This is a genomic window from Streptomyces sp. NPDC047981 (genome assembly GCF_040653315.1).
In the GTDB taxonomy this organism is placed as follows: domain Bacteria; phylum Actinomycetota; class Actinomycetes; order Streptomycetales; family Streptomycetaceae; genus Streptomyces.
Window position 1 is genome coordinate 119900 of record NZ_JBEZNQ010000005.1, and the last position, 25238, is coordinate 145137.

23 protein-coding genes are annotated in these 25238 nt (G+C 71.2%); 13 read left to right on the forward strand and 10 right to left on the reverse strand.

The features are described 5' to 3' along the window. The first annotated feature begins 426 nt into the window (after window positions 1-426). Together AB0E14_RS05150 and AB0E14_RS05155 are read left to right on the forward strand one after the other, a co-directional pair. Entirely contained in the window at window positions 427-1725 is a 1299-nt protein-coding gene (locus AB0E14_RS05150) for a hypothetical protein (protein ID WP_362412193.1), read from the forward strand. Further along, window positions 1722-2435, forward strand: coding sequence for an SDR family NAD(P)-dependent oxidoreductase (locus AB0E14_RS05155; protein WP_362412196.1), 714 nt, complete (start codon window positions 1722-1724; stop codon window positions 2433-2435). Before AB0E14_RS05150 ends, AB0E14_RS05155 begins: the two co-directional genes overlap by 4 nt. 357 nt (window positions 2436-2792) lie before the next feature. On the opposite strand, the gene AB0E14_RS05160 is transcribed toward AB0E14_RS05155, so the two are convergent. Beyond that, window positions 2793-3641, reverse strand: a complete 849-nt coding sequence (locus AB0E14_RS05160; protein WP_362412199.1) for a sugar nucleotide-binding protein — start codon at window positions 3639-3641, stop codon at window positions 2793-2795. 225 nt (window positions 3642-3866) lie between these two features. Then, entirely contained in the window at window positions 3867-4868 is a 1002-nt protein-coding gene (locus AB0E14_RS05165) for a DUF6624 domain-containing protein (protein WP_362412202.1), read from the reverse strand. A gap of 785 nt (window positions 4869-5653) precedes the next feature. On the opposite strand from AB0E14_RS05165, the gene AB0E14_RS05170 reads away from it, so the two are divergent. The 11 genes from AB0E14_RS05170 to AB0E14_RS05220 all read left to right on the forward strand — a co-directional run bounded on the left by AB0E14_RS05170 (window position 5654) and on the right by AB0E14_RS05220 (window position 16151). Next, window positions 5654-7321: a ParB/RepB/Spo0J family partition protein gene (locus AB0E14_RS05170; protein WP_362412204.1), complete on the forward strand. Its 1668-nt coding sequence runs from the start codon at window positions 5654-5656 to the stop codon at window positions 7319-7321. Window positions 7322-7462: 141 nt separating this feature from the next. Continuing rightward, window positions 7463-8020 (forward strand): hypothetical protein, encoded by a 558-nt coding sequence (locus AB0E14_RS05175; protein ID WP_362412206.1) that lies wholly within the window; start codon window positions 7463-7465, stop codon window positions 8018-8020. Window positions 8021-8158: 138 nt separating this feature from the next. Continuing rightward, a complete protein-coding gene (locus AB0E14_RS05180) occupies window positions 8159-8392 on the forward strand; it encodes a hypothetical protein (RefSeq protein WP_362412208.1) in 234 nt (77 codons plus the stop codon). A gap of 120 nt (window positions 8393-8512) precedes the next feature. Beyond that, the gene (locus AB0E14_RS05185) at window positions 8513-8956 is read left to right on the forward strand and encodes a hypothetical protein (protein ID WP_362412211.1); all 444 of its coding nucleotides are present in this window, start codon (window positions 8513-8515) and stop codon (window positions 8954-8956) included. A 69-nt stretch (window positions 8957-9025) separates the two neighbouring features. Further along, a complete protein-coding gene (locus AB0E14_RS05190; protein ID WP_362412214.1) occupies window positions 9026-9787 on the forward strand; it encodes a hypothetical protein in 762 nt (253 codons plus the stop codon). Then, complete coding sequence (locus AB0E14_RS05195; RefSeq protein WP_362412217.1) at window positions 9784-10710, forward strand: hypothetical protein; 927 nt, start codon at window positions 9784-9786, stop codon at window positions 10708-10710. The genes AB0E14_RS05190 and AB0E14_RS05195 overlap by 4 nt, the downstream gene beginning before the upstream one ends. Beyond that, window positions 10707-11708, forward strand: coding sequence for a DUF6884 domain-containing protein (locus AB0E14_RS05200; protein WP_362412220.1), 1002 nt, complete (start codon window positions 10707-10709; stop codon window positions 11706-11708). The genes AB0E14_RS05195 and AB0E14_RS05200 overlap by 4 nt, the downstream gene beginning before the upstream one ends. A gap of 106 nt (window positions 11709-11814) precedes the next feature. Next, window positions 11815-13041: a hypothetical protein gene (locus tag AB0E14_RS05205; protein ID WP_362412223.1), complete on the forward strand. Its 1227-nt coding sequence runs from the start codon at window positions 11815-11817 to the stop codon at window positions 13039-13041. A gap of 300 nt (window positions 13042-13341) precedes the next feature. Next, window positions 13342-13905 carry a hypothetical protein gene (locus AB0E14_RS05210; protein ID WP_362412226.1) on the forward strand — a complete coding sequence of 188 codons (564 nt, stop codon included), beginning with the start codon at window positions 13342-13344 and terminating at the stop codon, window positions 13903-13905. A gap of 246 nt (window positions 13906-14151) precedes the next feature. Then, window positions 14152-15000 carry a hypothetical protein gene (locus AB0E14_RS05215; protein ID WP_362412229.1) on the forward strand — a complete coding sequence of 283 codons (849 nt, stop codon included), beginning with the start codon at window positions 14152-14154 and terminating at the stop codon, window positions 14998-15000. Next, the gene (locus tag AB0E14_RS05220) at window positions 15000-16151 is read left to right on the forward strand and encodes a hypothetical protein (protein ID WP_362412232.1); all 1152 of its coding nucleotides are present in this window, start codon (window positions 15000-15002) and stop codon (window positions 16149-16151) included. Before AB0E14_RS05215 ends, AB0E14_RS05220 begins: the two co-directional genes overlap by 1 nt. Before the next feature lie 324 nt (window positions 16152-16475). Here AB0E14_RS05220 and AB0E14_RS05225 read toward each other — a convergent pair whose 3' ends face one another. Genes AB0E14_RS05225 through AB0E14_RS05260 form a run of 8 tightly spaced genes read right to left on the reverse strand, consistent with a single transcriptional unit; the run spans window position 16476 to window position 25228 of the window. After that, entirely contained in the window at window positions 16476-17255 is a 780-nt protein-coding gene (locus AB0E14_RS05225) for a hypothetical protein (RefSeq protein ID WP_362412235.1), read from the reverse strand. Window positions 17256-17287: 32 nt separating this feature from the next. Beyond that, window positions 17288-18088 (reverse strand): class I SAM-dependent methyltransferase, encoded by an 801-nt coding sequence (locus tag AB0E14_RS05230; protein WP_362412238.1) that lies wholly within the window; start codon window positions 18086-18088, stop codon window positions 17288-17290. Window positions 18089-18132: 44 nt separating this feature from the next. Then, window positions 18133-18981, reverse strand: coding sequence for a phytanoyl-CoA dioxygenase family protein (locus AB0E14_RS05235; RefSeq protein ID WP_362412241.1), 849 nt, complete (start codon window positions 18979-18981; stop codon window positions 18133-18135). Then, window positions 18978-21137 (reverse strand): phosphoketolase, encoded by a 2160-nt coding sequence (locus tag AB0E14_RS05240; RefSeq protein ID WP_362412244.1) that lies wholly within the window; start codon window positions 21135-21137, stop codon window positions 18978-18980. Before AB0E14_RS05240 ends, AB0E14_RS05235 begins: the two co-directional genes overlap by 4 nt. Continuing rightward, complete coding sequence (locus tag AB0E14_RS05245) at window positions 21134-22297, reverse strand: hypothetical protein (protein ID WP_362412247.1); 1164 nt, start codon at window positions 22295-22297, stop codon at window positions 21134-21136. Before AB0E14_RS05245 ends, AB0E14_RS05240 begins: the two co-directional genes overlap by 4 nt. Next, a complete protein-coding gene (locus AB0E14_RS05250; RefSeq protein WP_362412250.1) occupies window positions 22297-23004 on the reverse strand; it encodes an HAD family hydrolase in 708 nt (235 codons plus the stop codon). Before AB0E14_RS05250 ends, AB0E14_RS05245 begins: the two co-directional genes overlap by 1 nt. Next, window positions 23001-24164, reverse strand: coding sequence for an enolase C-terminal domain-like protein (locus AB0E14_RS05255; RefSeq protein WP_362412253.1), 1164 nt, complete (start codon window positions 24162-24164; stop codon window positions 23001-23003). Before AB0E14_RS05255 ends, AB0E14_RS05250 begins: the two co-directional genes overlap by 4 nt. After that, complete coding sequence (locus AB0E14_RS05260; RefSeq protein ID WP_362412256.1) at window positions 24164-25228, reverse strand: radical SAM protein; 1065 nt, start codon at window positions 25226-25228, stop codon at window positions 24164-24166. The genes AB0E14_RS05255 and AB0E14_RS05260 overlap by 1 nt, the downstream gene beginning before the upstream one ends. Window positions 25229-25238: the final 10 nt, after the last annotated feature.

A 25238-nucleotide genomic window follows, 5' to 3' on the forward strand; every position in this document is an offset into this window, starting at 1 on the left:
TCGACCTGCCCGGCGGCACGTGGGCACGGCGGGGCTGGAGCAGCGTGCACGGTGAACAGATGCGGGCGCGGCAGGCCTGTTGCGCCCCAGTGATCGGTGCGAGTGGTCCGTCCGTCGTGGACGTCTTCTCGCTGCACGGCCAGGTCAGCGTCAGGTCTCTGAGGTGGTCCCCGGCCTCCCCCGCGACGTCCGGCCGCACATGCGCCAGCCGGTCGCCCTTTGGGGAAGCACCAGCTAACCCCCGCTCGACTCGGTCTGAACAGACCAGGTTTGTCGTCTTCCTGTCGTCTTCTGGCCTCAGGCGCCACGGATGTAGCATCAGCGCGCAGTGGTGGGCCGGCTACAGTCCGGTGAACACATCGGGGGTTGGGGATGGGCCGATCGACCGGCTTACGCGCACCGGTACGGCTCGTTCACCCGCTGAGCGTGGTGCGGGACGAACGGGGCTGGACCTACCAGGACGTTGTCGACATCGTCGCCAAGCCGACCCGCCGCTCGGCCGACCGACGCAAGGCGTGGAAGTGGGAGCACTGGGGCGTCGAGCCGGACGCCGAGAGCCAAGCCGCCCTTGCCGCCGAACTCGGCGTTCCGATGGGCGAGGTGCACCGGCTCGGCTGGCCCGGATGGCTGCCGGACGGCGGCCCGGTCCACACCGGTTTCCCCTGGACCCGGGCGGGGACGCTCCAAGCGTTGGACGACACCCTGGAGCACGCCATGCTCGACCGACGCGGATTCATGAAGCTGGGCGGCGAGGCCCTGACTGCGCTGGCCGGCCAGTGGCTCACGCGAGCCCCCGAGCCGGTGGCCGCGGCGCTCGCCGGAGGCCGGATCGACAAGGAGTTCGTCGCGGACCTGGAGGACGGCCTGCCCCGGCTCCGACGCCTGGAGGCCCGCCTCGGCGGACCATGCGCCCGCCACCTCTTGGACGCCGAACTCGACACGGTCACCGGCATCCTCAAAGAGGCGTCCTACACCAACGAGGTCGGCCAGAGGCTGCACCGCCTCGCCGCCGAGCTCGCCCGCCTGGCCGGGTGGTCCTCCTTCGACGCCGGACTCCACGCCGCGGCACAGCGGTACTGGGCCAGCGGCCTGCGCGCCGCCCACACCGCCGGCGACCGCGCACTGGGCGCCAACATCCTCAAGTCACTGAGCCTCCAGTGCTACGACCACGGCCTCTTCGCCGACTCCCGCGCGCTCGCTGCAGCCGCTGTCGACGGCGCGGGCAAGGTCACCCCGCGGACCCTGGCCATGCTGCTGCTACGGCAGGCCCGTGCGGCAGCGGCCTGCGGCGACCACGCCGAGTGCGACCGCCTGCTGTCCGCCGCCGAGACGCAGATGGTCCGCGCCGAGGCCGGCGATGACGATCCCGCCTGGACCGGCTACTTCGACGCGGCGGAGTTCCACGCCCAGACCGCAACCTGCCACGCCGACCTGCGCCGTCCGCGGCTCGCCCAGAGTCACTACGCCACCGCCCTGGCCCTGATGCCGGCCGCCAAGCACCGCGACCTGGCCACCTACACCATCCAGAACGCCCGCACCCACACTGCCCTCGGCGATGCCGACCACGCCGTCCATCTCCTGGAAACGGCCATCCCGATGATCACCGCAGCCCCGTCCCAGCGGAACGCGGCCCGCGCCGCAGCCGCCCGTGCCGAACTCCCGCTCCCCGCCAAGGACCCGAAAGTCCAGCGCCTCGACCAGTTGCTCGCCACACTGGCCGCATGACCACACAGCCCACCCCGCGCGTCGCTCTCGTCTCCGGCGCAAACCGTGGCCTCGGCCTCGCCATCGCCACCCGCCTCGCCGAGCAGGGCATGCAGGTCGTCCTCGGCGTGCGCGACCGCCTCGCCGGCCGCGAGGCGGAGGAAGCACTCGGCCGTAAGAAGTTGTTCGTCCACTCCCACGAGCTGGACGTCACCGACCCGGCCAGCGTCGCTCGATGCATCGCCGACGTCGCCGCCCCGCTCGGACGCCTGGACGTACTGATCAACAACGCCGCCGTCGCCATCGACCGCGGCCAGGCGGCCACCGCACCGGACTTCGAGCGCGTCCGGGCCACCCTGGACACCAACCTCCTCGGCGCCTGGCGGCTCGCCGCAGCAGCGGCCCAGGAGATGAGGAAGAACGGGTACGGCCGCATAGTCAACATCACTAGCCACCTCGGCTCACAGAACAATATGGGCACCGGCAACGTGAGCTACCGCGTCTCCAAGGCCGGCCTCAACGCCCTCACCCAGATCCTCGCCGCCGAACTCGAAGGCACCGGCATCCTCGTCAACGCCGCCTCCCCCGGACGCATGGCGACCCGCATGGCCTACGGCGAAACCGACCGCACCCCCGAAGACGCCGCCGACACACCCGTCTGGCTCGCCACCCTCCCCGACGACGGCCCCACCGGCGGCCTGTTCTACGACCGCGAGCCCCTGGGCTGGTGACCTTCCAAGGAGGTCGGCCGAACCGCTTAGACAAACTTGTGTGCCCGGCCCCAGGCCGTCCACACCACCCGCCGCACCCGACCAACGTGAACGAGTGGTGCTGGTGCCAACCCTCCGCGGCAGCGTAGTCCCAGCGTTGAAGGAGCCACCTCGCAGAGAACCTGCCGCACGAGGAAATCTGGTCTGGGCCGGGACGGGTTGACCTCGCGTACACCTTGCGATGAGGTCGGCGGAGTTGAGCTGGTGGGCGGCGAGGAGGTCGTGTTCGGCCTGGGTGGTGAAGTCACTGACGTCGCGTCGGTGGATCACGGGGTGGATCCGGAGGTGGTGGCGAAGACGACGGTTGGTGGGTGACTGTCAGGTCAGCTTCGGGCTGTTCCCGCTCAGGAACTCGCGGGCGCCGCGGAGCCGGGTGCGCAGCTTCTGCTGGGTGGTGCGGCTGTCGAGTCGTACGTCGAGCCCGCCGGGCAGTCCTGTATCGAAGCGGCGTGCGGTGGGCAGCCGGGCGGGGTTGAGCCCGTCGCGGCGGGCAATGAGCTCGCCCAGCTCGTAGCGGCTGAGGGCGTCCGGCCCGGCGAGGTGGAACATGCCGGCGGCGTCGGACCAGGTGATCTCCCACAGAGCGGCAGCCAGGTCTGTCACGTGGACGGGGCAACGGATGTCGTCGGTGAACAAGGCGCCCTGCCGGGTGCCGTCGGCCAGCGCGTGCACCAGCCGCTCGTGCTCGGACCGGCCGTTGCCGATGATGAGGGACGTACGGGCGACGGCCGCCGTGTTGGGGCATAGGAGGCGAACGGCGGTCTCGGCGGCTGCCTTCGCGGCCCCGTAGGGGGTGAGGGGGTCCGGAAGGCAGGACTCGTCGTAGCCGTCGCGGCCCGCCATGCCGGAGAAGACGGCGTCGCTGGAGACGTGCACCAGGCGGATGCCGCGGCGGGCCGCAGCTTGGGCGAGGCGGATCCCGCCTTCGGCGGTGACTGCCCAGTCCGCTCCGCCGCTCGTCGCGTTGATCACCACGGCCGGAGCCACCGTGTCGAGGACCTCCTCCAGGCAGGCGGGTTCGCGAAGTTCGAGGTGATGCCAGGTCGCCCCATCGCCGCTGCCGGGTCGGGAGTGGAAGGTGGCGGCCGGGTGCAGGCCCGCGGACACCGCTTGGCATACCAGCTCGGCACCCAGGAAGCCGTTGCCGCCGATGATCAGCACAGTCATGTCGCCTCACGCTACGGGCGAGCGCCATCGCCCCGAGCTACTTCGGCAGAAATCACCGATCAGTCCAGCCAAGGAGGTATGAGCGCCGGCCCGAACCACGCATACCGCTCCGGCCGTCGGTCAGCCTGGCCAGCCGGTCAGTGCTCCCTCCTCAGGCGAGAACGCCGCTGCGTTCGGCGAGGCCGAGGAGTTCCGTTGACGTGGGGCCGGACATGTTGATTCGCCTTACCCGACGCTGGCCGCGACCTGCTCGATGTAGCTCTCCAGCGGCTCGAACCCCCACGCCGCCCGCAACGCCTCGACCTCGTCCGGGTTCGCAACGGGGTACGGGACGAGTGTGCCGTCGGCGCCCTGCGTCAGCTGGGTGCCGAAGACCTGCTCCTGCCCCTGGGCGATCCGTACCCGGTCCTCCAGCAGGGCGCCGTGCTGCGGGTCGGCGTCGCCGGCGGTCACGGCCGCCGAGAGTAGCTCCAGGCACTCCTGCTGGAACTCGGGCTGCCGGTCGGCATGCTGCGCGATTAGCCAGGCGGCTCCGGCGGCCTGCCGGCCGACCAGGGCCTCGCCCGGCCAGCCGCGCGCGGTGATCAGCTCCCGCAGCCAGGCGGTGTTCTCCTCGTCGATGGCCCGCCACCGTTCCATCAGCTCCGGCGTCCGCTTGGCCGCCGGGACCAGCCGTACGGCTTGGTCTTCCTCCTGGCGCCGCAGCAGCTCCGCGGCCAGGGCCTCGTCGATCGCCGGCCGGGGCCGCATGGGTGCAACTCGGTCGATCATCTCGAACAGCTCGCCGGCCAGCACTCGGGTGTCTTCGGGGAGGTTGAGCCGGTCGAGCGCGCTGCGTTCCACCCAGTGGACCGTGTGTTCGGGCGTTCCGTGCACGGCGAACGGCCGGTCGACGACGCCGACGGCAATGTGGTCCCGGTGCTCGTGGCGCCGATCGCACCGGCTGTCCGCGGCGGCCGGCATCGACACCACATGCCACACCGACGCGGTCGCCGGGTGCGGATACCCCTCGGGAAGCGGCGGCGGCAGCAGGCGCACGCGATGTCCCGTCTCCTCCGACATCTCCCGTACCGCGGTCGCAAGCGGATCCTCACCAGCCTCGGCGTGCCCGCCGGGCACGAGTTCACCCCCGAGGCGCGGGTGCTCGATCACGCACAGCCGCCACTGCCGACCGTGCCGCGCGAAGGCGTAGCAACTCGCCGTCTCATGCACCACCAGATCACCCATGCCTCGATTCTCGGGCTCGTGGGGTATCGGGCGAACCGCTTTCGGACAAACTCAGTCGTCCCGGCGTTGCCGGGGCTGGTTGTCCCGTACGGTCCTGCGCTGCGCTGCGGTCCGTACGGGGTTTCCCCCGCCCTCCCTGCTTTTCGATTCTGGGGGCCGGGCGGCTGCGCGCAAGGTCGTCCGGTCCGTGTCCTCGCCGGCCCGCTCCTTCGTCGCTCTACCGGCTGCGGTACTCCCTTCCTCCCCTGCACTCCGCCGCCCGGCCCCCGACATCTCACAGCGCAGGGAGGGCGGGGGAAAAAGGGTCCGCGGCCCCAGGCCGTCCACACCACCCGCCGCACCCGACCAACCCGAGCAAGTGGCGCTCGCACACCCTCCGCGCGTAGCACGGACCCACGTGGGATCCACCTCGCAGAGGACCCGGCACACTCGGAAATGAATGAGAGCCGCCACTGGAGATGAGAGTTGACAGGCCCTCTGACCTGGGCGCTGTCACTTCGACGCCCGTCGAACGAGCAGGACTCCGGGTCAACGGTCTTGAGAGTGAATAGCGGACCTACAGCCTCAAAGCCGGGCAGATTCACTGGGCGCTCGCCCCGCCGGCCTGCGCACTGTCGAGTCCACTCTCACGTCGGGGTTCACGCTCTCATCTTCAACGGCGGCTCTCAATGAAGGCCGGGACGGGTTGACCCTGATAGCCAGTTCTAGTAAATTAGTACATGTCGGAACGGGGAGGGCAAACCCCGGGCCGGACGCCACAGACCTACGATTCCAGGGAGACGGCCATGACCGCCACCGTTGTTGAGATCGCCACCACCGAAGCAGCCGAGTCCACCTCGCACAGCGCGAACATGGAGCTGATCTGGCTCGATCCCAAGGCCATTCAGGCCGGGCGCAACATCCGGCCCGTGGATCTGGACCCCGACTTCGTCGGTTCGATCCGTGAGCGTGGCGTCCTGGAGCCCGTCACCGTGGTCGGCGACGAGTTCTCCGGCTACTCCCTCGTCTTCGGATTCCACCGGCACGCCGCCGCGATCGAGGCGGAGCGCGCGCTCATCCCCGCCATCGTGCGTAACGACATCAGCACCACCGCCGCCAAGATCATCGACCAGCTCACCGAGAACATCCACCGTACGGAGATGCGGCCCAGTGACATCGCCGCCGCGTACGACCAGCTCGCCCTCGAAGGGCTGGATGTGGAGGAGATCGCACGCCAGGTCTCCCAGGACAAGCAGAAGGTCGCCGCCTCTCTCCGGCTCCACCAGATGCCGAAGGAGGCCCGGGACGCGGCGGACGCGGGACAGCTCGACTTGGAGCAGTCCATGCAGATCGCGGAGTTCGAGAACGAGCCAAAGGTGTACAACCGGCTCCTCAAGGTCATCAAGGACGGCGGCCACCTCAAGTACGCCCTGGAGACCGAGCGTCGCAGGAAGAAGAACCGCGAGGCCAAGGCCAAGGCGAAGGCCGAGCTGCTGCTCGCCGGAGTCACCGTGATTCCCAAGCCGAGCTGGGGCTCGGTGCCGCTCAACCTTCGCGACATGCGAGACGAGGCGGGCGACACCTACACGGAAGAGACCCACGCGAAGTGCCCCGGCCACGCCGCCTACCTCGATGAGACCGGCTACATCACCTACGTCTGCCGGGAGCCGAAGAAGTACGGCCACCAGATCCTCGGCTACTACAAGCACCTCAGCGACGAGGAGCGCGCGGAGAAGGAAGCCGCCGAAGCCAAGGAGGCCGAGCGGAAGGAAGCCCTCGCCGCCGCCGCCCAGGTGCGCCGCGAGCACGTCACGGAGATGGCGCGAGCCAACAAGGCCCCGAAGGGCCTCTACAAGGCGGTCGTCACACACCTCTTCGGCCACGGCCTGACCAGCAGCGTCGAGACCGCCCGCCTCCACGATGTGTTCACCCTGCTGGGGGCCAGCCCCGCGAAGGACGTGACCCTGGAGGAGGCCATGCGCCGCCGCGTCGAGCGGACCCCCGAGCACAAGCTCCCCCTCGTGCTGTTCGCCCAGCTCGCCGTCTACGCCGAGGCGAACATGCGCAGGGTCGAGTACGGGCGCTGGGGGCTCGACCTCGACTTCGCCATCGAGTGGCTGGAACTGCTCACTCGCTACGGCTACACGCTGACCGACCCGGAGGAGGAGCTGATCGCGGAACTGCGCCAGCGCCGAGAGGAGCGGGACAACCCTGCCCCGGCAGCGGAGGACGAGTACGACGAGTACGACGACGAGGAAGAGGACGAGATCGAGGCCGATCCCCAGGAGGACGAGCCGGAGCAGGCTCACCCGGCCGATTCCGACACCCAGCCGGCCCCCGACGCCGAGCACGACGGCATCACTGCCGAGGAGGCCGAAGGCGACCAGGACGGCGCCGGTCAGGACGAGGACTTCCCGCTGGAGAGCGGCCCCTCGGACCACGAAGCCGAGCCCAGCCTCTCCCTGGCAGCGTGACCACCAAGGCCGGGGCGGAGCGCGGCACCTCCGCCCCGGCCTTGCCGCCGCGCCTGGCTTAAGGTAGATTAGTAAATGTCGATCAGGGGAGGGCAAGCCCCGGCTCGACCGCCGCAAACCCCCGGACGAGGAGACGCCGTCATGGCTCACATCACCGCTTCCCGCACGTCTGGCCACCGGGCGAACTTCGCCGTGTACCTGGTCGGCCGTCACACCACGCAGGCCGTTCAGATGGCCCAGTCCCTGCTGATCACCATGCCTTCGGCCAGGATTCGCATCAAGCACCCGCAGGCCCTCTACGCGGCGGTCACCGGTTGGTACGAGGCCGAGCGGCTGGCCCGCAAGACGTTCAGTGCGACCGTTGTCCCTCACAGCGCGCCGCCGCGCACCGACTCCGAAGCCGCCGCCCACATCAGCTTCAGCGGCCCGGTCCCCGGCCCCCAGGTCGACGCCCGCGCCGCCGCCGTCAGCCTGAGCGGCGCCGGTGAAGTCCGCGTCCAGGCCGGCCCCCTGGCCATCACCACGGGCGACCTCGCCTCCTTCCAGGACCAGCTGGCCCTGTGGACCCGCGCGTACCAGCTCGGCTCCTCGATCTGGAGTGAACTGCCCCAGCTGGAACAGACCATCGACGACATCGCACGGGGAGACAGGTGCGTCGCGACCCTCCGCGACCGCCTCGCGCTCGCACCGGCAGCCTGACCGATCGCCCCGATCGCGGGCCGAACTTGAAACCGGCGCCTCCGGCCGGGGCCGGCAGCGAGTCGCTGCCGGCCGCCGGACCGGATCGGCCTGCGGCCCGCGCGGCAGGCCGCGCCTTCGAGATCACCCAGAAAGCCCATGCAGGACTTCGAGATCACCGACGCAGCCACCGGCCGACTCATCGCGACCTGCGACAGGATCGACGACGTCATCCCCGCCCTGGACGACGCATGCGAGAGCCTCGCGCGGCAGCTCGCTGCCAACGCTGAGGGCTCCAGCGGGATCCGGCTGCGCCTCGAAGTGCATCACCGGACCCCGGACGGTCGTCGAATCTGGTGCGCCGAGCGCGTCTTCTTCCCGGGCCCGAGCTGAGCGCAACCGATTCGGGACGACCTCAGCTGCCCCGGCCACGGGGACCGTTCATCCGCATCGCAGCAGGAGGGCACCTGATCAGCCGAAACACTCATCCACCAGGAGAAAGTACTGTCCCCTATGAACCCCATCGTCCGCATCGTCGAAGGACGCGTCCTTCTCCCCACCGGCGCGTGGGAAGTCCTCCCCGACGTCCACCGTGACATCCGCGGCCACGACTTCTACCCACCGTTCCCCGACCTGGCCGGCATCCCGGCGCTGGGCAGCACCGCAAACGTTCCGCCGCCCGCCAGGACCCTGCACATCCACTACTCCATTCCGACGGAGCAGTTCGACTGGTACGTGGCGGAGCTCGACCCCGGGACCGGCCAGGCCTTCGGCTGGCTCCGGGCGGGCGGGCCGTACGGGGAATGGGGCGACTTCATCCTTGGCGAGCTCGAGGCATTCGTCCGGCCCGCCGACGGACGCGGCCGACGCCAGCCGGGGGCACCCCAGCTCATCCAGCGCGACACCTCGTTCAAGGCGACCCCCGCCGCGCTCTGCCTGCCCGCCCCCACCATCTGACACACAAAAACGTCCGTTTTTGCATCAAGGAGCAAACGTGAATCGCTCATCCGGCCCGTGGAGGCGGGCATGACCCAGCACATCGTCCAGTACAGCGGCGGGATCGGGTCCTGGGCCGCAGCCATGCGCGTGGCCGAGCGGCACGGAGTCGACGACCTGGTCCTTCTCGTCGCCGACTCCCGTGCCGAGGACGAAGACCTCTGGAGATTCGTCGACGAGACGGCCCGCTACCTGACCGTCGAGCCCGTGATCGTCGCGGACGGCAGGGACCCCTGGCAGGTCTTCCACGACGTCAAGTTCCTGGGCAACAGCCGCCTTGCCCCCTGCTCGGTTCACCTCAAGCAGCTTCCGTGCCGGCGCTGGGTCGAAGCGAACGCCGACCCGGACGACTCGATCCTCTACGTCGGGTTCGACCACACGGAGATCCGGCGGATCCCCGGGACGACGAGAGGATGGGCGCCGTGGCGCGTCGAGTTCCCCATGTGCGAGGAGCCGACCATGTCCAAGGAGCAGATGCTCCAGTGGGCGCGCGACATCGGCATCGACCCCCCGCGGCTCTACGCCTGGGCCGACCACAACAACTGCGCGGGCATGTGTATCAGGGGAGGGCAGAAGCACTGGGCGAAGCTCCTGGAGCACGAGCCGGAGCGGTACGCGGAGGCTGAGTGCCGTGAAGCCCGGTTCCGCGCCCACCTTGGGAAAGACGTCGCGATCCTGCGTGAGCGCCGCGGAGGGGTGTCGCGCCCGCTGACCCTGGCCGAACATCGACGGCGCCTCCAGGCGCAGAAGGCCGGCGGCCGCGTCGGGCGGACTATGGCGAGGGCGGCATGATCCGCACCCAGCAGCTCGAACTGCAGCAGCCGGGTGCCGACACCTGGTGCCAGAGGTGGAAGCGCCGGGAGCCGACGTGGAAACGGACTCGGGACGGTGGCTTCGATCCGGAGGTCCACCGCGTCGTCCGGATCCCCGAGGCGCCGGCGAAACGCTTCATCATCGCCCACCACTACAGCGCGAGCTGGCCCGTCGTGCGTCTGGCCTATGGCCTCCAGCGCGTCGACCAGCCCCCCGGACCCGGTGAGCCCGAAGGCGGCCGCCTGGTCGGGGTGCTCGCACTCGGGGTGCCGATGAACACCGCCGTCCTCAACGTGTTCCCGGACCTTACGCCGCTGAAGGAATCGCTGGAGCTATCGCGCATGTGCCTCCTGGATTCCGTGGCCTCGAACGGCGAGTCGTGGGCGTGCGCGAGGGCGTTCCAAGACGCCACCACCAGGGGAATCCGAGGAGTGATCGCACACGCTGATCCCGTCGTGCGGGTCATGAACACGGCGAGCGGCCCCGTGCAGGTGATGCCGGGACACATCGGCCACGTCTACGGCCACGGCCAGGGCTTCGCCTACCTCGGCCGCACCCGCGCGCGACGCTTGGTCGTACTGCCTGACGCCACTGTGCTGAGCGACCGCACTGCGGCCAAGATCCGCCGAGACGAGACCGGGCACGCGGCAGTCGAGCGTCGCCTCGTCGCGCTCGGGGCAACCGCCCGCCGAGCCGAGGAGGACGGTGCTCGCTGGCTCTCTCGGGCGCTCGAGGAGGTCGGGGCGACGACGCTGCACCACGGCGGCTGCCACAAGTACGCCCGAACCATCGGCCCGCATCGCACCCGGCTTCGACTGGCCGGTCCCACCTATCCCGCCCCTCGACACGAGGCGGCGCCTCTCCCACCGTTTACCGAGCGAAACGAAGGAACCATCAGATGAGTCACGGGCTCAGCCCCACCGGCGCCAGAATCCTCAACACCAACGACGACGGTGTCGTCGCCGGGCATGCTGCTGCGCTCGCCAAGCTGGAGGCCGACGGCCTGGTCGTCCCTCACGAGGGCGACGGTGGCACCCACCGGATGACCGAGGACGGATGGGCGGCCCTGGACGCCTGGCGGCAGGCGTACCCGGGGCACAGCCCGCTGTCCGAGTTCCCCGGTGTCCTGCCGAAGCTGCCTGCCCGTCAGCACGACGCCGTGCTCACCGCCGCGCGGCGTCCGGACCAGAACGTCCCCGGCCGTGACGACCCGGCCTACCGGGCAGGTGAGACCTGGTTTCGCGGCTCGACCCTGCGGAAGATCGCCGCGATCGGCTACGCCGCCATCCGGCCCGAGCCGTACGACCAGGGCCTGGTGACGTGGGAGGAAACGGGCCGCTCGCTCTACCTCACGGAGGCCGGCCGGGAGTACGCCCGGCAGCGCGGGAACATCGACGTTCGCCGCAGGCGCGTCGTCGTCATCGCCTGCGGGGAGAAGAAGTTGCCGGACCCCGGCGTCAACGAATACGGCAACCCGCTCCCCGGCTACCCGGCCGGCGAGCTCTACGTCGGCGACTACCACCGGTCCCTTCGGGGGGCGGCGGACGCCCTGACCGACCAGACGCTGATCTTCATCGCCTCCGCGTTCCACGGTCTCGTCCCGCTCGACCGGCTCCTGCACCCCTACGACGTCACCCTCCGGGACGAGCGGGCCATCACGCCGGAGAAGATCCGCTGGCAAGCGGCGCGTCTCGGCCTCGATGACGCGGACGTCGTCTTCCTCGGCGGTCAGGACTACGCCGCGCTGCTGCTTCCGTCCGTTCCGCACCTGTACGCGCCGCTGGCCGGCGGCATGGGTGACCAGCGCGGCCAGTGTGCGCGAGCCCGCGGGGACGCCGACGTGCGCGAGGCTTGGTGGAAGAAGGCGGCTGCGCTCCACGACGAGCACGCCGGCCGCTGAACCGGGCTGGAGGTCCACCGCCCCTTGTGGTAAACTAGTCCATGTCGAAACAGGGAGGGCAAACCCTGGGTCGGCCGCCACAGACCACCACTTCCAGGGAGAACCCGTGCCTCCGCACGTTGACTTCCGCATCCCTGCGGATTGCCCCGTCATCGCCAACGTCGGCATGGGCGTCGACAGCTCCGCCATCGTCGCCCGCTGGCTCCTGGAACCGCAGACCCGCGGATTCGGACTCGATCAGCTCACCATCCTCATCGCCAGCGTCGGAGAGGAGTACCAGCACACCAAGGACGCCATGGAGCAGGCCCTCTTCCCTCTCGTCGCCAAGCATCGCGTACGCACGGTGCAGATCGCGAGAGCCGGTCAGGCGGCGGCCGACGGCTACGTCGTCCTCGACGACACACGCACGCCCACCCGGCTCGTCACCGACGTCCCCGTGACCCTGGGCGAGCGCATGCTGGGCGCCGGCACTGTGCCCCAGGTCAGCTCGACCCGCCGTTCCTGCAGCGACTGGATCAAGCACTTCGCGCTGGACTCCTGGCTGGCCGCCAACGTGGGGCATGCGCCCTTCGTACACTGCATCGGCTACAACGCCGACGAGACCAAGCGGGCCGAGCGCGACCTGGGCCACAACAAGGGGCACCGGCTCCCGGACTTCCCGCTCATCAGATGGAACTGGGGCCGTGATACGGCCTCCGCATACCTCCGCACCAACCTCGGGCGGGAGTTCGGCCGCTCGTGCTGCTTCTTCTGCCCCTTCCAGAACGGAAAGACCGGACGCGAAGCCCTTGTCGAGAACTGGCGCACCCAACCCGAGGCGGCGCTCCGATCCCTGCTCATCGAGCACAACGCCCTCGTGATGAACCCCAAGGCCAGACTCTTCGGCCGCCATGCTGCCTACGAAGTAATACGAGACGCGGGCCTCCACCACCTGCTCGAACGCCATCACGACCGGATCGAACGCGCCGACTGGAGCGTGTACGAGGTCCGCCGCATCTTCCACGCCCGCGACGGCGACCCCCGGCTCAAGGGCCACGCCTACCGAAGCGTCCTACCCCTGGAAACCGGCTCATGCGCGGCGATGACCGCCGCCCTCTCCAGCCTCGCCGCCGAGTACGACGCCCGCGTCACCATCGACGAACACGGCATCACCCGCGCCCACCTGCGCACGCTCGGCCCCTCGTACCCCACCGCTGAACACTTCCTCGCCGTCGGACCCGCTCTCGCCCCGGCCAAGGCCAGGGACAACTTCGACGACGTCTACGCCGAGATCACCGGCGGCGAGACCTCCCTCGTCGCTCGACACGCGCGGTCCGTTCCGGCCGCCGCCTGACTCCCCCGGGGCAGCCGGCGAGCCCGCCGCCCCCTGTTGAAAGCGAACCCGCCCGATGCACCGTCACACCGCCCCCCTCCGGGCCCACCACGCCGACCCGGACAACACAGTCTGCCCACCCGACCACCGCTACACGACCAGCGGAAAACCACTCACGCCCGGCTGCCCCGGGCGGGCCTACCACGAGGCGACGTGCAGCTGCGGCAGCTTCACCTGCCGCGCTGGGTCGAAGTCGTACGTCAACGAGGAACGCAAGCGCCACCTCCTCACCCACCGGACCAACGACACCGGGAACCGCCGATGACCTCCCCTTTCGGACGCGGCGCCGACGCCGCCCTGCCGCCTCCCGACTCCCCCGCCTACTGGGACCTCGTAGCCCGCGCAGCCACCGGCTTTGTCAAGGCCACCCGAGAAGGGCTGATCAACAGGGAGGCGATCGGGATCGTCATCGCCCTCCAGCAGCGGTATCCCCACGGGACACTCGACCTGGCCACGGTCCTCCTCGCCGGAGTCCAGGAGCGGTGCCGTCCCGAGCACCTGACCGATGACGGCATCCCCGATCTGGATCTGCTCGCGCCGAACCAGGTGGACGCCGTCACCGTGCTGGAGGCCACCTCCAAGGCGAACGCCTTCTTCCGCCGGGGGTCGGCGACGGCCGCCGACATCGAACACACCCAGCAGCAGGTACGCGTTCATGGAGAGGTTCGCGCGCAGGTGACGGCCGCCTGGCGAACCGCCGCGGCTGCGCCACCCTCGTCCAGGCGCTCCGCGCTCCGCTCGGCGCTGTCCGGCCTGGAGCGCGACGCCCGCGCCACAGCGGCAGCGCTCAGCCTGGCCGTCGCAGCCGCGCTGAAGGTCCCCTGAGCCGGCCCCTGCCACCGCGCACGCCGCCTCACCAGGGCAAATGCCGCTGAATGGAGTCGGGGAGGACTTGACCACCCCTCCCCATCCAGGGTAGACTAGTTAACGTCGAAACAGGGAGGGCAAACCCTGGGTCGGCCGCCACAGACCACAGCGACAAGGACCCCACGTGACCATGCGCACTACGGTCGAAGCCGGAGCCTCTCCGGCGCGACCCACGGCCGCCCCCGTGCCACCGGGGGCGGCCCCATGACCAATCCGCAACAGGCCAGAGCCACCGACCAAGGGCGGTACTACGAAGACCCCCAAGGCGGCCCGGACCTCATCTCGGTGACGAACGTGCTCGACCACTCGGTCGGCAAGCCGATCCTCATCCCCTGGGCCTCCAAGGTCGTGGCCAACTACGTGCTCGGCAACCTGCCCCGGGTCGTCTCCCAGGCCCGCAAGGACCCCGAAGGCATCCTGAAGGAGATCAAACAGCAGCCGGCCCTCATGCGGGACGCGGCGGCGGACCGCGGCTCCAGAGTCCACAACCGCGCCGAGGCGCACCTCCTACGCGCCCCGGTGCCGGACGAGGAAGACCCCGAAGTCATGCCGTACTTCAACCAATTCCTGAAGTTCCTCGATGCCTGGGGTATCGACCCCAACCGGGACCTTGAGGCTGCCGAAGCGACCGTCGCACACCGGGGGCTGGGCTACGCCGGGACCATGGACATGCTCCTGCACCTGCCCACCGGGGCGACGAGGAAGCGCCGACGGCAGCTCTGGCTCATCGACATCAAGACGAGCGAGACACAGGCGTCCACCACCGTATGGCCCGAGTACGACATGCAGCTGGCGGCCTATCGGTACGCGCCAGTGATCTGGGCGCCCGACGGCACGGACATCCCGATGCCCAAGGTCGCCGGAGCCGCGATCCTCAACCTCCGCCGCCGCCGCGTCAACCTCGTCCCGATGCAGGCGAACCGGGCGTCCTTCGCCGCCTTCCGCTCGGCCCTGACCGTGGCCAAGCACCTCCAGCACATCGACAAGACCAAGTTCATTCCGCTCACCCCACCTACCGACCTCGACCCCACGACCCTGAGGAGGGCAGCCTGATGGCCGGACGACTCCTGAACCTCCAGCGGCAGGCCGCCGAACTCGGACGCCTTCGCACCGGCTGGAGCGTGCCCACCGACAAGGGCCGGAACCGACCCGTCAAGTCCGAGACCTGGATCGTCTCCAGCCACGACCGCTCACGAGTCGACGCCGCCGCCGAGATGTGGGGCGGCAAGGTCGAACGCTGGAGCCCGCAGGGCAACCATCCCGACCAGTGGAGGGTCATCACCGAGGCGACCACCATCGAAGCTCTTCTCCCGCCCGGTGACCCGCTGTCCCAGTACAACGAGATGTGGACGGGCGGCGGCTGCGCCCGCCGCTGCGACGGCATCACCGAGAAGCTGTCCATGAAGCCATGCATCTGCCTCGACCGGCATGGAGAGAACTGGCACCTACTCGGCCCCCAGCAGGTGTGCCGGGCGACCAGCAGGATCAAGGTCTACCTTCCCGACCTGCCGGGGATCGGCGTCTGGAGGGCGGAGACGCACGGGTTCTACGCGGCCAACGAGTGGCCGGGCGTCGTCGACATGGTCCTCTCCGGCACCGGTGGTCGCGGCGTTATCCCCGTCGGCATGCGAATCGAGCAGCGTCAACGCATGGCCGAGGGCAAGCTCAAAAAGTTCCCCGTCGTCGTCGTGGAGGTCAGGGCCACCGCGCGTCAGGCGCTCACCGGCACCATCCCCGGCGCCGAGCTCAGCCCCGTCCCGCCTGCCCACCTCGCGCTCGAAGCGGTCGGCCGCGACTACGCGGCCGAGGCCCGAAGGGCGCCCACGGCAGACGCGGCGCTGAAGATCTACCGGGAGGCGGAAGCAGCTGGTGACATGACCGACGAGCTCAAGGCAGAGCTGGTCGCCATCGGCACGGCGAAGCGCGCTGTCGAGGCCAAGGCGGCGAGCTCGACGAAGATCGGAGGGAAGAACATGAACGCGGCGAACGCCGCCGAAGAGGAGCCGATCGACGCCGAGATCGTCGAGGACGACGACCCGGAAGCGGTCTGGTTCGAGATCGTCAGCGAGGCCGGGGAACGCGGCTGGAGTGCCGATCAGCTCGCCGGGCAGTTCGCCGCTCGCAACGGCGGGCTCGCTCCCGACTCGGCAGAAGCCACCCAGCTCCGCCGCTTCCTCGCCGACCTGCGCGAGGTCGCCGCCTGAGCGCAGCGGCCGGTGCCGGTGGCTCGGCACCGGCCGGAGGCACCGTCCGCCCTCCGCCGCTCGCTATAGTTACTCCTACGAATCTCCTTGTGGGTGACCTCGCTCTTCGAGTTTGAGGAACCCTGTGAGGTGGTTTGTGGTGAGGGGCCAGACGATTTTGCCCAAGCCGGTCCTCCGAGGCCGGTACGGATCCTCGGATCCGTGTCGTCTGGCCCCGACTCATTTCTGGACCGGCGAGCCGAGCGTGCGTACGCCGGACGCCTTGACCGGTCCGTGTCGAACGCACGGTTGATTGCGGACATGCCCGCTGCCCGTCCCGAACTCTCAGGCGTCGGCCCCTGCAGCAAGAGGAACGAGCGCGGTTCGGTCGGCATTCGGGACCCAGCGGCGATCCCGTGGCCCGTTGAACACGTCGCGGGGCAGCGGAACGGCCTCGGTGCTGAGCGTCTCGTAGACCTCCACGAAGAGCTCGTCGCCCTCCGGCGCGCCCTGGCTCGCCTCGGCGAACGCGGCCACCAGAGCCTGGACGTCGTCACCGAACTGAGCCCGGTTCTCGTCGAACCAGGCTCCCGCCCACTGCGCGGCGTGGTCCTCCCGGCGTACGACCGCGAGGGCGCTGACGTAGGGGTGGTCGTTGCGCAGGCTCCCGTTGCGGCCAGCGACGCCGCGGAAGTCGCCCAGTACCCCGTCCGGCAGGACCGGGGCTTGAAGGGTGAGATCGCCGTACATCGCGGAGAGAATCAGATGGGGGGAGTCGAACGGGATCGGCCGGCCGCCGGGGTTGTCGAGCACGATGATCAGCGGCCAGCCCCGGTCTCGCAGGCCCTTGAGCTGGCCGGCGGCCTTCTTGATCTGCTTACGGATCGGCGCGAGCGCCTCGCTGAGCGAGCGGGACATCACCTGACCCGGAACGGTGTCCTGGAACATGCCGTACGTCTCGAACGCCTTCACCTCCGCGACGAGCGTGTGCTCGCCTGCGGTGACCAGGTAGTCGGGGTGGCGTCCGGTGCCGAACTCGGGCTCCACCTCGAAGGTGTAACCCCGCTCGCGAAGGTATCGGGCGACGCGAGCCTCGGCTACGTCGCCGATCCTGGGTGCTGTCACGCGGGCAGTATGCCCGAGCCGGCCTGGCAGGGTTAGGGCCTGGTGGCGATGATCGCCTCGGTGCGGATCACCTCGTCGAACCTCCCGGAAGGGGCGAATGCGAGCAGCGCTGTGCGCAGGTCCTCCTCGAAGGCGTCCTTCTGCTCGCCGAGCTGGGCGGGGCTGGAGTAGGACAGGCTGAACACCCAGCCGATGACCTCGTCCACGGTGCGGGTCAGGGTGTGGTCCCAGTGCGCGGTGTCGACCTCGGAGAACGGGGAGCGCGCGAGGACGTCCTGGTGGCGCTCCTTGGGGTGGGAGTAGGTGCCGGAGCCGGCGCGGCGCTCGGGGCCGAGGTAGCGGGTGCGGACCTCGTCGACGACGTGCCGCCAGTCGGCGGGCTCGAGGTCGCCATGGGCGCCGCCGGAGGCGAGGACGATCGCGCCGCCCGGTTCGATGATCCGGTCGAGGTCCCGGGCGACCTGGTCGCGGTCCATCCAGTGGTAGGCCGCGCCCATGACGGTGAGGAGCACGGGCCCGATGTCCATCGCTGGGAGGGTGGTGGAGTCGCCCTCGCGCCAGTCGATGTTGGTGATGCCCTGCTCGTCGGCGAGGCGGCGGCCCTCTTCGAGCATGCCCTTCTCGGGGTCGACGGCGATGACCTCGCCGACGAGGGGTGCGAGGTCGAGGGCGATGATGCCGGGGCCGGCGCCGAGGTCGAGGACGCGCTGGGTGCCATCGAGGCCGAAGCGGTCGCCGAGCAGGGTGTAGAACTCGGGCGCGTAGCGGGGCCGGTGCGCGGCGTAGTACGGCGCGGTGGACGCGAACAGTTCGTCGGGCGTGTACGAGGTCACGGGTCCAGTCTCTCGCGGGGGTGCGGTCAGGGGCGGGTGTTCGGTCAACGAGCCGGAGCGGCGTTCAGGTGCTCCCACCAGTCCGCCAGGGGGCGGGCGCCGGAGCCTTCGCGGGCGACGGAGCCGTCGGGGTGGCGGTCGCGGGCGTCGAGGAGCTGCCGTGCGACGTCGTCCAGGTCAGGCCGGTCGAGGAGGCCGGGGGCGGGGTCGTCGACGGCGTTGAGCCAGCGATAGCCGTACTGCATCATCACGGCCAGGCGGGTGTGGCCGGAGCGGTTGAGGCCGCCGGCGTGCCAGGTGCGGTTCTCGAAGAGGACCACGTCGTGGGAGCCGATGTCCGGGGTGATCGCGCCGGGCGGGTCGATGTCCCCCTCCGGGACGATGACGGGCCCGGTGCGGGTGTGACTGCCGGGCACGAACATCGTGAGCCCGGCGTCCGGGCCCGGGTCGGTGAGGAAGTACGCCACCTTGATCGCCAGACGAGGCGTGCGGTCGACACCGAGATCGGCCACGGTGGAGGACATGTCGCGGTGCCAGCCGTGCCGGGCCGGAACCCGGATGGTGCGCTGCTCGTCCGGCAGGGACGGCATGGAGATCAGGTTGCTCGACATCAGGTGGATGTTGGGGCTGAGCAGGCCGACGAGCGTGGGCAGCACGGCCGGGTTGGCCAGCAGTGGGAGGAAGGTGTCGTCCAGGGCGACGACGCCGCGGAAGCCGTCCTTGCCGTCGACCGAGCGGTCCCGGCCCGCGGTCCGGTCGGTGGCCAGGAGCCGTACGGCGGCCTCGGCCGCGCGGTCGCGTACCTCGGGGGCGAGGGCGCCGCGCAGGACGAGGAGGCCGTCGCGGTCGAAGGCGGCCAGCTGCTCGGGGTCGGGTGCGAGCGGGGTGGTCATCGCGGCTCCTTGAGCATCGAGAGCGCCTGGGCGGTGAGCGCGGCGGCGGACATGCCGCAGTGCTCCAGCAGGTCGGCGGAGGGCAGGGGGCGGCCGGGGTCGCGGTAGCCGACCACGCGGACGCGGGCGGCTTCGCCGCGGCCGGCCAGCAGGGCCCGTACGGCCGGGGCCTGCGTGACGGTGGCCAGCAGCACCGGGGCGCCGGTCGGGAACAGGCGGTCGAAAGCGGCGTCGGGCAGTGCGGCGGGCCAGGTGTCCGGGTGCCCGAGAACCGTGAGTTCGTTGACGTGCACGTAGCGGATGCGGGCGTCCGGGCGGGCGGCGGCGAGCCGGCCAGCCGCGGCGGACAGCTCGCGTGCCGCGACGTCCCCGGCGGAGGCCAGGACGATGTCCGGCCCTTCGGGCCCGGGGGTGCTGAGGTGGGGCCAGATCGCGGCGCCGACGGTCAGCTCCTCGCGGAAGGTGTCCGGGGGGAAGGTGAGCGTGTGGTGCTTGTCGGCGAGCAGGAAGTTCGCCCGGTCCCGCCCGGTGAGCATGACCGCCAGGACGGCGGCCGCGCGGGTTGCGTCGGCCGGGGTGTAGACGTGCACGGTGGGGTTCTCGGTCTCCAGCATCGCGGAGACGAGCCCGGGGTTCTGGTGGGTGTAGGTGTTGCGCCAGCCCAGCGAGGTGATCAGGTAGTTGATGTTCGCCAGCCCGCCCGCACCGGTCGCGGTCCGCGCGCTGCGGTGCTTGAGATGCTGGACGAGGAGACTGGTGTTGACCGCGGCGAACGCCTCGTACGTGGCCAGCAGCGCGTCGCGGCCGGTCTCGGTGTAGCCCTGCAGCCAGGCGTGGCAGATCTCCTCGTTGAGGATCTCGCTCGCCCACGCCGGCATCCCGCCGTCCGGGCCGTCAGCCAGGTGCAGCCGGTTGGAGGCCGCCTCATCCGGACTGAACAGGCGGAAGGCACCGGCGGCGGCGCGCTCGCGGATCACTGCGCTGAGCAGCGGCCACGCCTCCGTGCCGCGGACGGCGAGCGGCGCCACCGGCGGGGCCGGGCGGGGCCGGGGCGGCGGGTGCGGCAGCGCCTGCCGTACGAGGTCGGACGGCAGTCCCCGGTCGGTGAACAGGGTGCCGGGCTGGTACGAGGCCAGCCACGCGGCGAGGGCGTCGAACTCCTCCCGGTTGTGGGCAGGGTCCTTCAGCGGGGTCTTGTGGACGGCGGGGGTTCCGGCGATCCGGCGGCCGGCGACCTCTTCGGGTCCGGTCGCGCCCTTGGGCATCGTCAGGACGAGCACCGGCTGCGGCCGGGCGACACCGAGCGGCCGCAGCCGGGCGAACACCTCGGCCAGGACCGTCCGGAAGCCGGCCACGTCGGAGCCGTCGTGGAGGAACGGCTCGTACCCCAGGCCGGTGAAGTACGCGCGCAGCTCGGCCTCGTCGAGCCCGGCCAGCAGGGAGGGGCCGCCCATCCGCAGGCCGTTGGCCAGCACGACGGGCAGCACCGCGCCGTGCAGCCCCGAGCCGAGCAGCGCCCGCCGCGCGGTCCAGGCCGCCGCGGCGGCGCCGGTCTCCAGCTCCCCGTCGCCGAGCAGCGCGACCACCAGGCGGTGCGGGGCGTCCAGGACCATGCCCTGCGCGACGGCGAGCGCCGGCCCGAGCTGGCCGCCGGTGTAGCGCACGCCGGGGATCAGTGGGGTGATCTCCCCGCCGTAGGAGCGGGTGTGCGGGAAGCCCGCGGCCAGCGCGCGCAGGTCGGCCGCCGACCAGCCCGGTCCGCTGCCGGTCAGCGTGAGGGTCTTCGTCAGGTAGGCGTGGGCGAGCGCCGACGGGCCGGCGTGCCCGGCGCCGTGGACGACGAGGACCTCGCTGCCCGGGGGACGCCATGCGGTGAGCGGCCCGAGGTGCGCGAGCATGAAGTTCACCGGCGGGCACACCCCCCAGTGTCCGCTCGGCGCCTCCTTCACGTCCTCCACCCGCAGCGGCCGGCCGGGCAGTACGTTGTCGTTCAGGTACAGCTGCGCGGCGCACAGGTAGTTCAGCGCCCGCCACGCGGCCGTGACGGCCGCGTCCGGCACGCGCGCTGCGGCGTGGGCTGCGGCCTGGTTCCAGTCGGGGAAGTCCCCCGGGCCCGCCGCGACAGCGGGCCCGGGGGCCATGACGGTCTCGCTCACCGCGCCGTTCCTTTCCGCGCGGCGACCGCGTCCACGGCGGCGGTGACCCGCCCGGCCCGGATCTCCGCGGTGCCGGCCTCGGTGACCAGGTGGAGGATCTGCGCCTGCTCGTGGGCGGGCACCGCCGCCCAGTCCAGCCCCGCCCGCTCCAGGGCGGCGGCCAGATCCTCGGGCACGCTGCGCGGGGTGCGGTCCCGCACGCCCTGCACTGTCAGCGGCACGCCGGTCACGCCGTCCGTGACGGCCGCGTACGGCACTGCCGCCTGCCCGCGCAGCGCGTAGGCCACGACGGTCTTGGAGCTGCCGGTGGGGAAGGTGACGCGCAGCTGGGCGCCGCGCTGGCCGACCGGTCCGCGGCAGGGCAGCAGCAGGAAGTCCCGGCCGCCGATCCGCTCCGGCCGGGCCACCACATGCGCGGTGTCGGAGGCGGCCGGCAGCGGGAGCAGGACCATCGGGTCCGGGCCCGCCAGGGCGGCCTCGGCGAGCTGGGGCGGGCGGGTGACGGCGATGATGCCGCCGGGGCCACCTCCGGCACGCCGCGCCGCCTTGTGCGTGAACAGTGTCCGGTCCACCGTCGCGAGCAGGGTGTTGGTGAAGTCGTGCTTCCAGCCCCGTTCCCGCTGCGCGGGAAGGTCTCCGGCGGTGACGAACATCAGGCCGAAGGAGACGGTCACCGGCAGCGCGGCGCCGAGCCGGTCCCGCAGGATCCCGAGGGCCTGGTGGAACTGGGCGGCGTCGTCCACGACCGCGGCGAGGATCACTTCGTCGCCGCCGAACGTCGCCGCGCAGCCGGAGTCGAGGGGCTGCTCGCGGAACCACTCGCGGGTCGTGGCCCCTACGGTCGCCATGACCTCGTTGCCGGCCAGGTGCCCGTAGGAGGTCGGGTTGGTGGAGTTGGTGCGCTCCACGTGGTCCTTCAGTCCGTCGACGTCCCCGATCGCCAGCGCCACCAGCCGCCCCGCCTCCAGGGCGGCGGCCAGGCAGCGCGGGATGTGGCTGTGGAAGTCGGGGAAGGCGACCAGGCCGGTGACCGCGTCCTCCCGGCCGCCCTCGCACCAGGTGCGCAGCGGCAGCTGACTGGGGTCGAACAGCGGCACGGACGCGGTCAGCGGGTCGTGGACGGGGGGTGTTGCCGGGCGGGACGTACGGGACGGCTCCATCAGCCGGCCACCTCCGATGTGATCGCCTCCGCTGCCGCTCGGGCGGGCAGCAGCAGGAGGAGGGTGTTGAGGGAGTGCAGGCGAAGCGTGGGCGCGGCGGACATCAGCGGTCCGGTCGTGTGGTGCCGGTCCACCCATGCCGTGTGCCAGCCGACCGCCGAAGCCCCGCGGACGTCGGCATTCACCGAGTCGCCGACGTGCAGCAGCTCCTGCGGTCGCAGCCCGCTGGCTTGCTGGACGGCCGCGAAGGCCTCCGGCTCCGGCTTGATCGCGCCCGTGCGCGCCGAGTAGAAGACGCTGTCCAGCAGCTCGCGGAACACGGCAGGTTCCTGCTCGGGAACCGAGGAGCCGAGCGCGTTGGTCATCGCGTACAGGGCGAAGCCACGCGTGCGCAGCGCGGCCAGGGTGTCCGGCACGTCCGGGTACAGCTGCGGGTCCTCGGCCCGGCGCCGGGCCCGCTCCAGCACCTCGGTGAGCGCGCCGGTGACCGCGGGCCGCTCGAAGTCGGCCGCGATCTCGTGGGCGAGGTCGTGCGGGGAGACCAGGCGCCGCTTGGCTCCCTTGCCCATCAGCGCACGGGCTTCCTCCAGGGAGATGCCGAGGACCTCGGCGACCTGGCCGGTCGTCGCCACCGGCTCCGGGCGCACCAGCGTTCCGCCCATGTCGAAGCAGACCGCCCGCACCCCGGACCACGTTCGGCCGCTCATGACCCGATCTCCCATGCCGGGAGCGGCGAGGAGGTGACCGGCAGCGGGGCGAGCCCGGCGCCGGGCCCGGACGGCAGCATCCCCGCCTCCACCTGGGCGGGTGTGGTGAACACCTGCTGCCGCAGCGGCTCCAGCGTCAGGTGCCACTCCACCGCCGGGACCTTGTCCCGGCAGCACGCCCCGGCCAGCGCGAGCGCCGCCCACAGCCGGTCGCCGTGCGGGAACGTCGCCATGCCCAGGTCCGCGGCGACCTCGGTGGTGTGCAGGGAGCGGGCCAGCCCGCCCGACCAGCCCGGGTCGGTCTGCCACACGTCCACCGACCCGCCGGTCAGCAGCCGCATCTGCTCGTGCTCGTCGACCGCGTGCTCCCCGGCCGCCATCGGCACCCCGGCCCCGGCCGCCCGCACCCGCCCCCAGGCGAAGCTGCCCGGTTCCAGCAGCTCCTCGGCGAACGCGACCTCCAGCTCGGCCAGCACGGGCAGAAGGGCGAGCGCCTCGTCCAGTCGGCACCGGCGCAGCCCGTCGACCATGAACCGGCCCTCGCCCGCCGCCTCCCGCAGCGCCCCCAGCACCCGGGCAACGGCCCGCGGCCCCTGGCGCAGCAGCTCCTTGGTGAGCGGCCACTTCTGCCCCCAGAACCCCTGCTCGGCGATCCACGCCGCCGCCTTCACCGCCTCCGGACGGCTCGGGTCCAGGCCGAGCGCGGACGCGTACGCCGGCACCCGCTCCCGCACCGTGCCGCCCAGCAGCTCCGGCACCGACCGCCCCGAGGCCCGCGACGCCAGGTCCCAGCACGCCAGCTCGACTGCCGAGACGGCCTGCCGGGCGTGCGCCCCCTGCTGGTGCCGACCTGCCCGCGGCCGGTAGCCGAGCCTGCGCGGCGCTGCCGCATCGTGCCCGACCAGCCCGTCGGCGAGGGCGTCCACGACGAGCCGCGCCACACCCTCCCCGACCGGCGCGTGCCAGCCCGAGACCCCGTCACCGATCACCTCGATCGCGAACCGCGTCCGGTGCTCCGCCCACGACGGCCCCGCCGGCGTGACCGCCACCGCGGCCACCACGTCCGGTAACCCCTCCGGCAGACCGGCCGGCTGCCCGGCCACCGGCCACACCCGCACCGCCCGGACCACCGTCACGGCCCCGCCGTTCCGGCCGGCCATCAGATCCGCGCCCCGGTCAGCTGCTCCCCGGCGAACGTGTACGCCCACGGCGAGCGGTAGTTCTGCCACCACTGCGGCCGCAGCCCCGTCGGCACGTACAGCTCCTCGACCGCGCGGCGCATGGCCAGGTTCCACTCGATCGTGTCCGACCCCGGCGCGCGGTAGACGTCCATGAAGGGGTTGTGCGCCTGGAACGTCTGGAACCGCGGGAACGTCGTCGTCACCGGCACCAGTCGCTTCAGGTTCTCCACGGCCTCCTCGATCGGGTCCAGACCAACGATGTAGGTGAAGTCCGTGGTGATGCCCCGCTCCTTCGCCGCCCCGAGCGTGGCGACCATCTGGTCGACCGTCAGCGCGGCCTTGGACTGCTTGAGGATGTTCGCCCGGTTGGTGAAGCACTCCACCGTCAGCGTCAGGTGGAAGGGCCCGAGCCCGGCGGCCCGGTCCAGGCCCGCCTCGCTGGTGAGCACCGACGACAGGAAGTGCAGCGTCCCCTCGCAGCCGGTGCTGCGCATCGCGGCGCGCACGCCCTCCAGGTGCTCCAGGGCCAGGTGCTCGTACAGGAAGCACCCGGTGCACACCGTGACGGTCTCGACCCCCGACAGGTCCGGCATCCCGGAGTTCGCCGCGAGGGTGGCGAAGTAGCCGGGCAGGTCGAGTTCGCGGATCGCCGGGTCCGACGCGCCCTCCAGGGTGTTCGGGCAGAACGTGCACCCGACGCACTGGGACCGCTGGTTGGAGTTCAGGGTGAGCATCTTGGTGCCGTTGCGCCAGTAGCCCAGTACGGCGTCATCGTCCTCGATGCCGGTGACCGTGCCGACCCGCTCACCGTGCAGCCGCAGCTCGTGCTCGTCGATCTCGAACGGCGAGTCCTCGCGGCCCAGGGAGAGGATCAGGTACGACGGGTCGGCCGGCCGCGAGTCCAGCGCCAGTTGGAACCGCATCCGCGGCTTGTCCAGCGGCGAACGCGCCCCGCAGCTGTTCAGCGCGATGAGCAGCACGTCCTCGGGGTTGATCTTCCACTCGCGGGCCACCTCTTCCAGGTGGCGGACGGATTCGAGCATCGGCTTCCCT

Coding starts and splice junctions, on each gene's coding strand:
- AB0E14_RS05155 (WP_362412196.1), top strand. CDS start 1,722: ATGACCACACAGCCCACCCCGCGCGTCGCTCTCGTCTCCGGCGCAAAC.
- AB0E14_RS05160 (WP_362412199.1), bottom strand. CDS start 3,641: ATGACTGTGCTGATCATCGGCGGCAACGGCTTCCTGGGTGCCGAGCTG.
- AB0E14_RS05165 (WP_362412202.1), bottom strand. CDS start 4,868: ATGGGTGATCTGGTGGTGCATGAGACGGCGAGTTGCTACGCCTTCGCG.
- AB0E14_RS05170 (WP_362412204.1), top strand. CDS start 5,654: ATGACCGCCACCGTTGTTGAGATCGCCACCACCGAAGCAGCCGAGTCC.
- AB0E14_RS05175 (WP_362412206.1), top strand. CDS start 7,463: ATGGCTCACATCACCGCTTCCCGCACGTCTGGCCACCGGGCGAACTTC.
- AB0E14_RS05180 (WP_362412208.1), top strand. CDS start 8,159: ATGCAGGACTTCGAGATCACCGACGCAGCCACCGGCCGACTCATCGCG.
- AB0E14_RS05185 (WP_362412211.1), top strand. CDS start 8,513: ATGAACCCCATCGTCCGCATCGTCGAAGGACGCGTCCTTCTCCCCACC.
- AB0E14_RS05190 (WP_362412214.1), top strand. CDS start 9,026: ATGACCCAGCACATCGTCCAGTACAGCGGCGGGATCGGGTCCTGGGCC.
- AB0E14_RS05195 (WP_362412217.1), top strand. CDS start 9,784: ATGATCCGCACCCAGCAGCTCGAACTGCAGCAGCCGGGTGCCGACACC.
- AB0E14_RS05200 (WP_362412220.1), top strand. CDS start 10,707: ATGAGTCACGGGCTCAGCCCCACCGGCGCCAGAATCCTCAACACCAAC.
- AB0E14_RS05210 (WP_362412226.1), top strand. CDS start 13,342: ATGACCTCCCCTTTCGGACGCGGCGCCGACGCCGCCCTGCCGCCTCCC.
- AB0E14_RS05215 (WP_362412229.1), top strand. CDS start 14,152: ATGACCAATCCGCAACAGGCCAGAGCCACCGACCAAGGGCGGTACTAC.
- AB0E14_RS05220 (WP_362412232.1), top strand. CDS start 15,000: ATGGCCGGACGACTCCTGAACCTCCAGCGGCAGGCCGCCGAACTCGGA.
- AB0E14_RS05235 (WP_362412241.1), bottom strand. CDS start 18,981: ATGACCACCCCGCTCGCACCCGACCCCGAGCAGCTGGCCGCCTTCGAC.
- AB0E14_RS05245 (WP_362412247.1), bottom strand. CDS start 22,297: ATGGAGCCGTCCCGTACGTCCCGCCCGGCAACACCCCCCGTCCACGAC.
- AB0E14_RS05250 (WP_362412250.1), bottom strand. CDS start 23,004: ATGAGCGGCCGAACGTGGTCCGGGGTGCGGGCGGTCTGCTTCGACATG.
- AB0E14_RS05255 (WP_362412253.1), bottom strand. CDS start 24,164: ATGGCCGGCCGGAACGGCGGGGCCGTGACGGTGGTCCGGGCGGTGCGG.
- AB0E14_RS05260 (WP_362412256.1), bottom strand. CDS start 25,228: ATGCTCGAATCCGTCCGCCACCTGGAAGAGGTGGCCCGCGAGTGGAAG.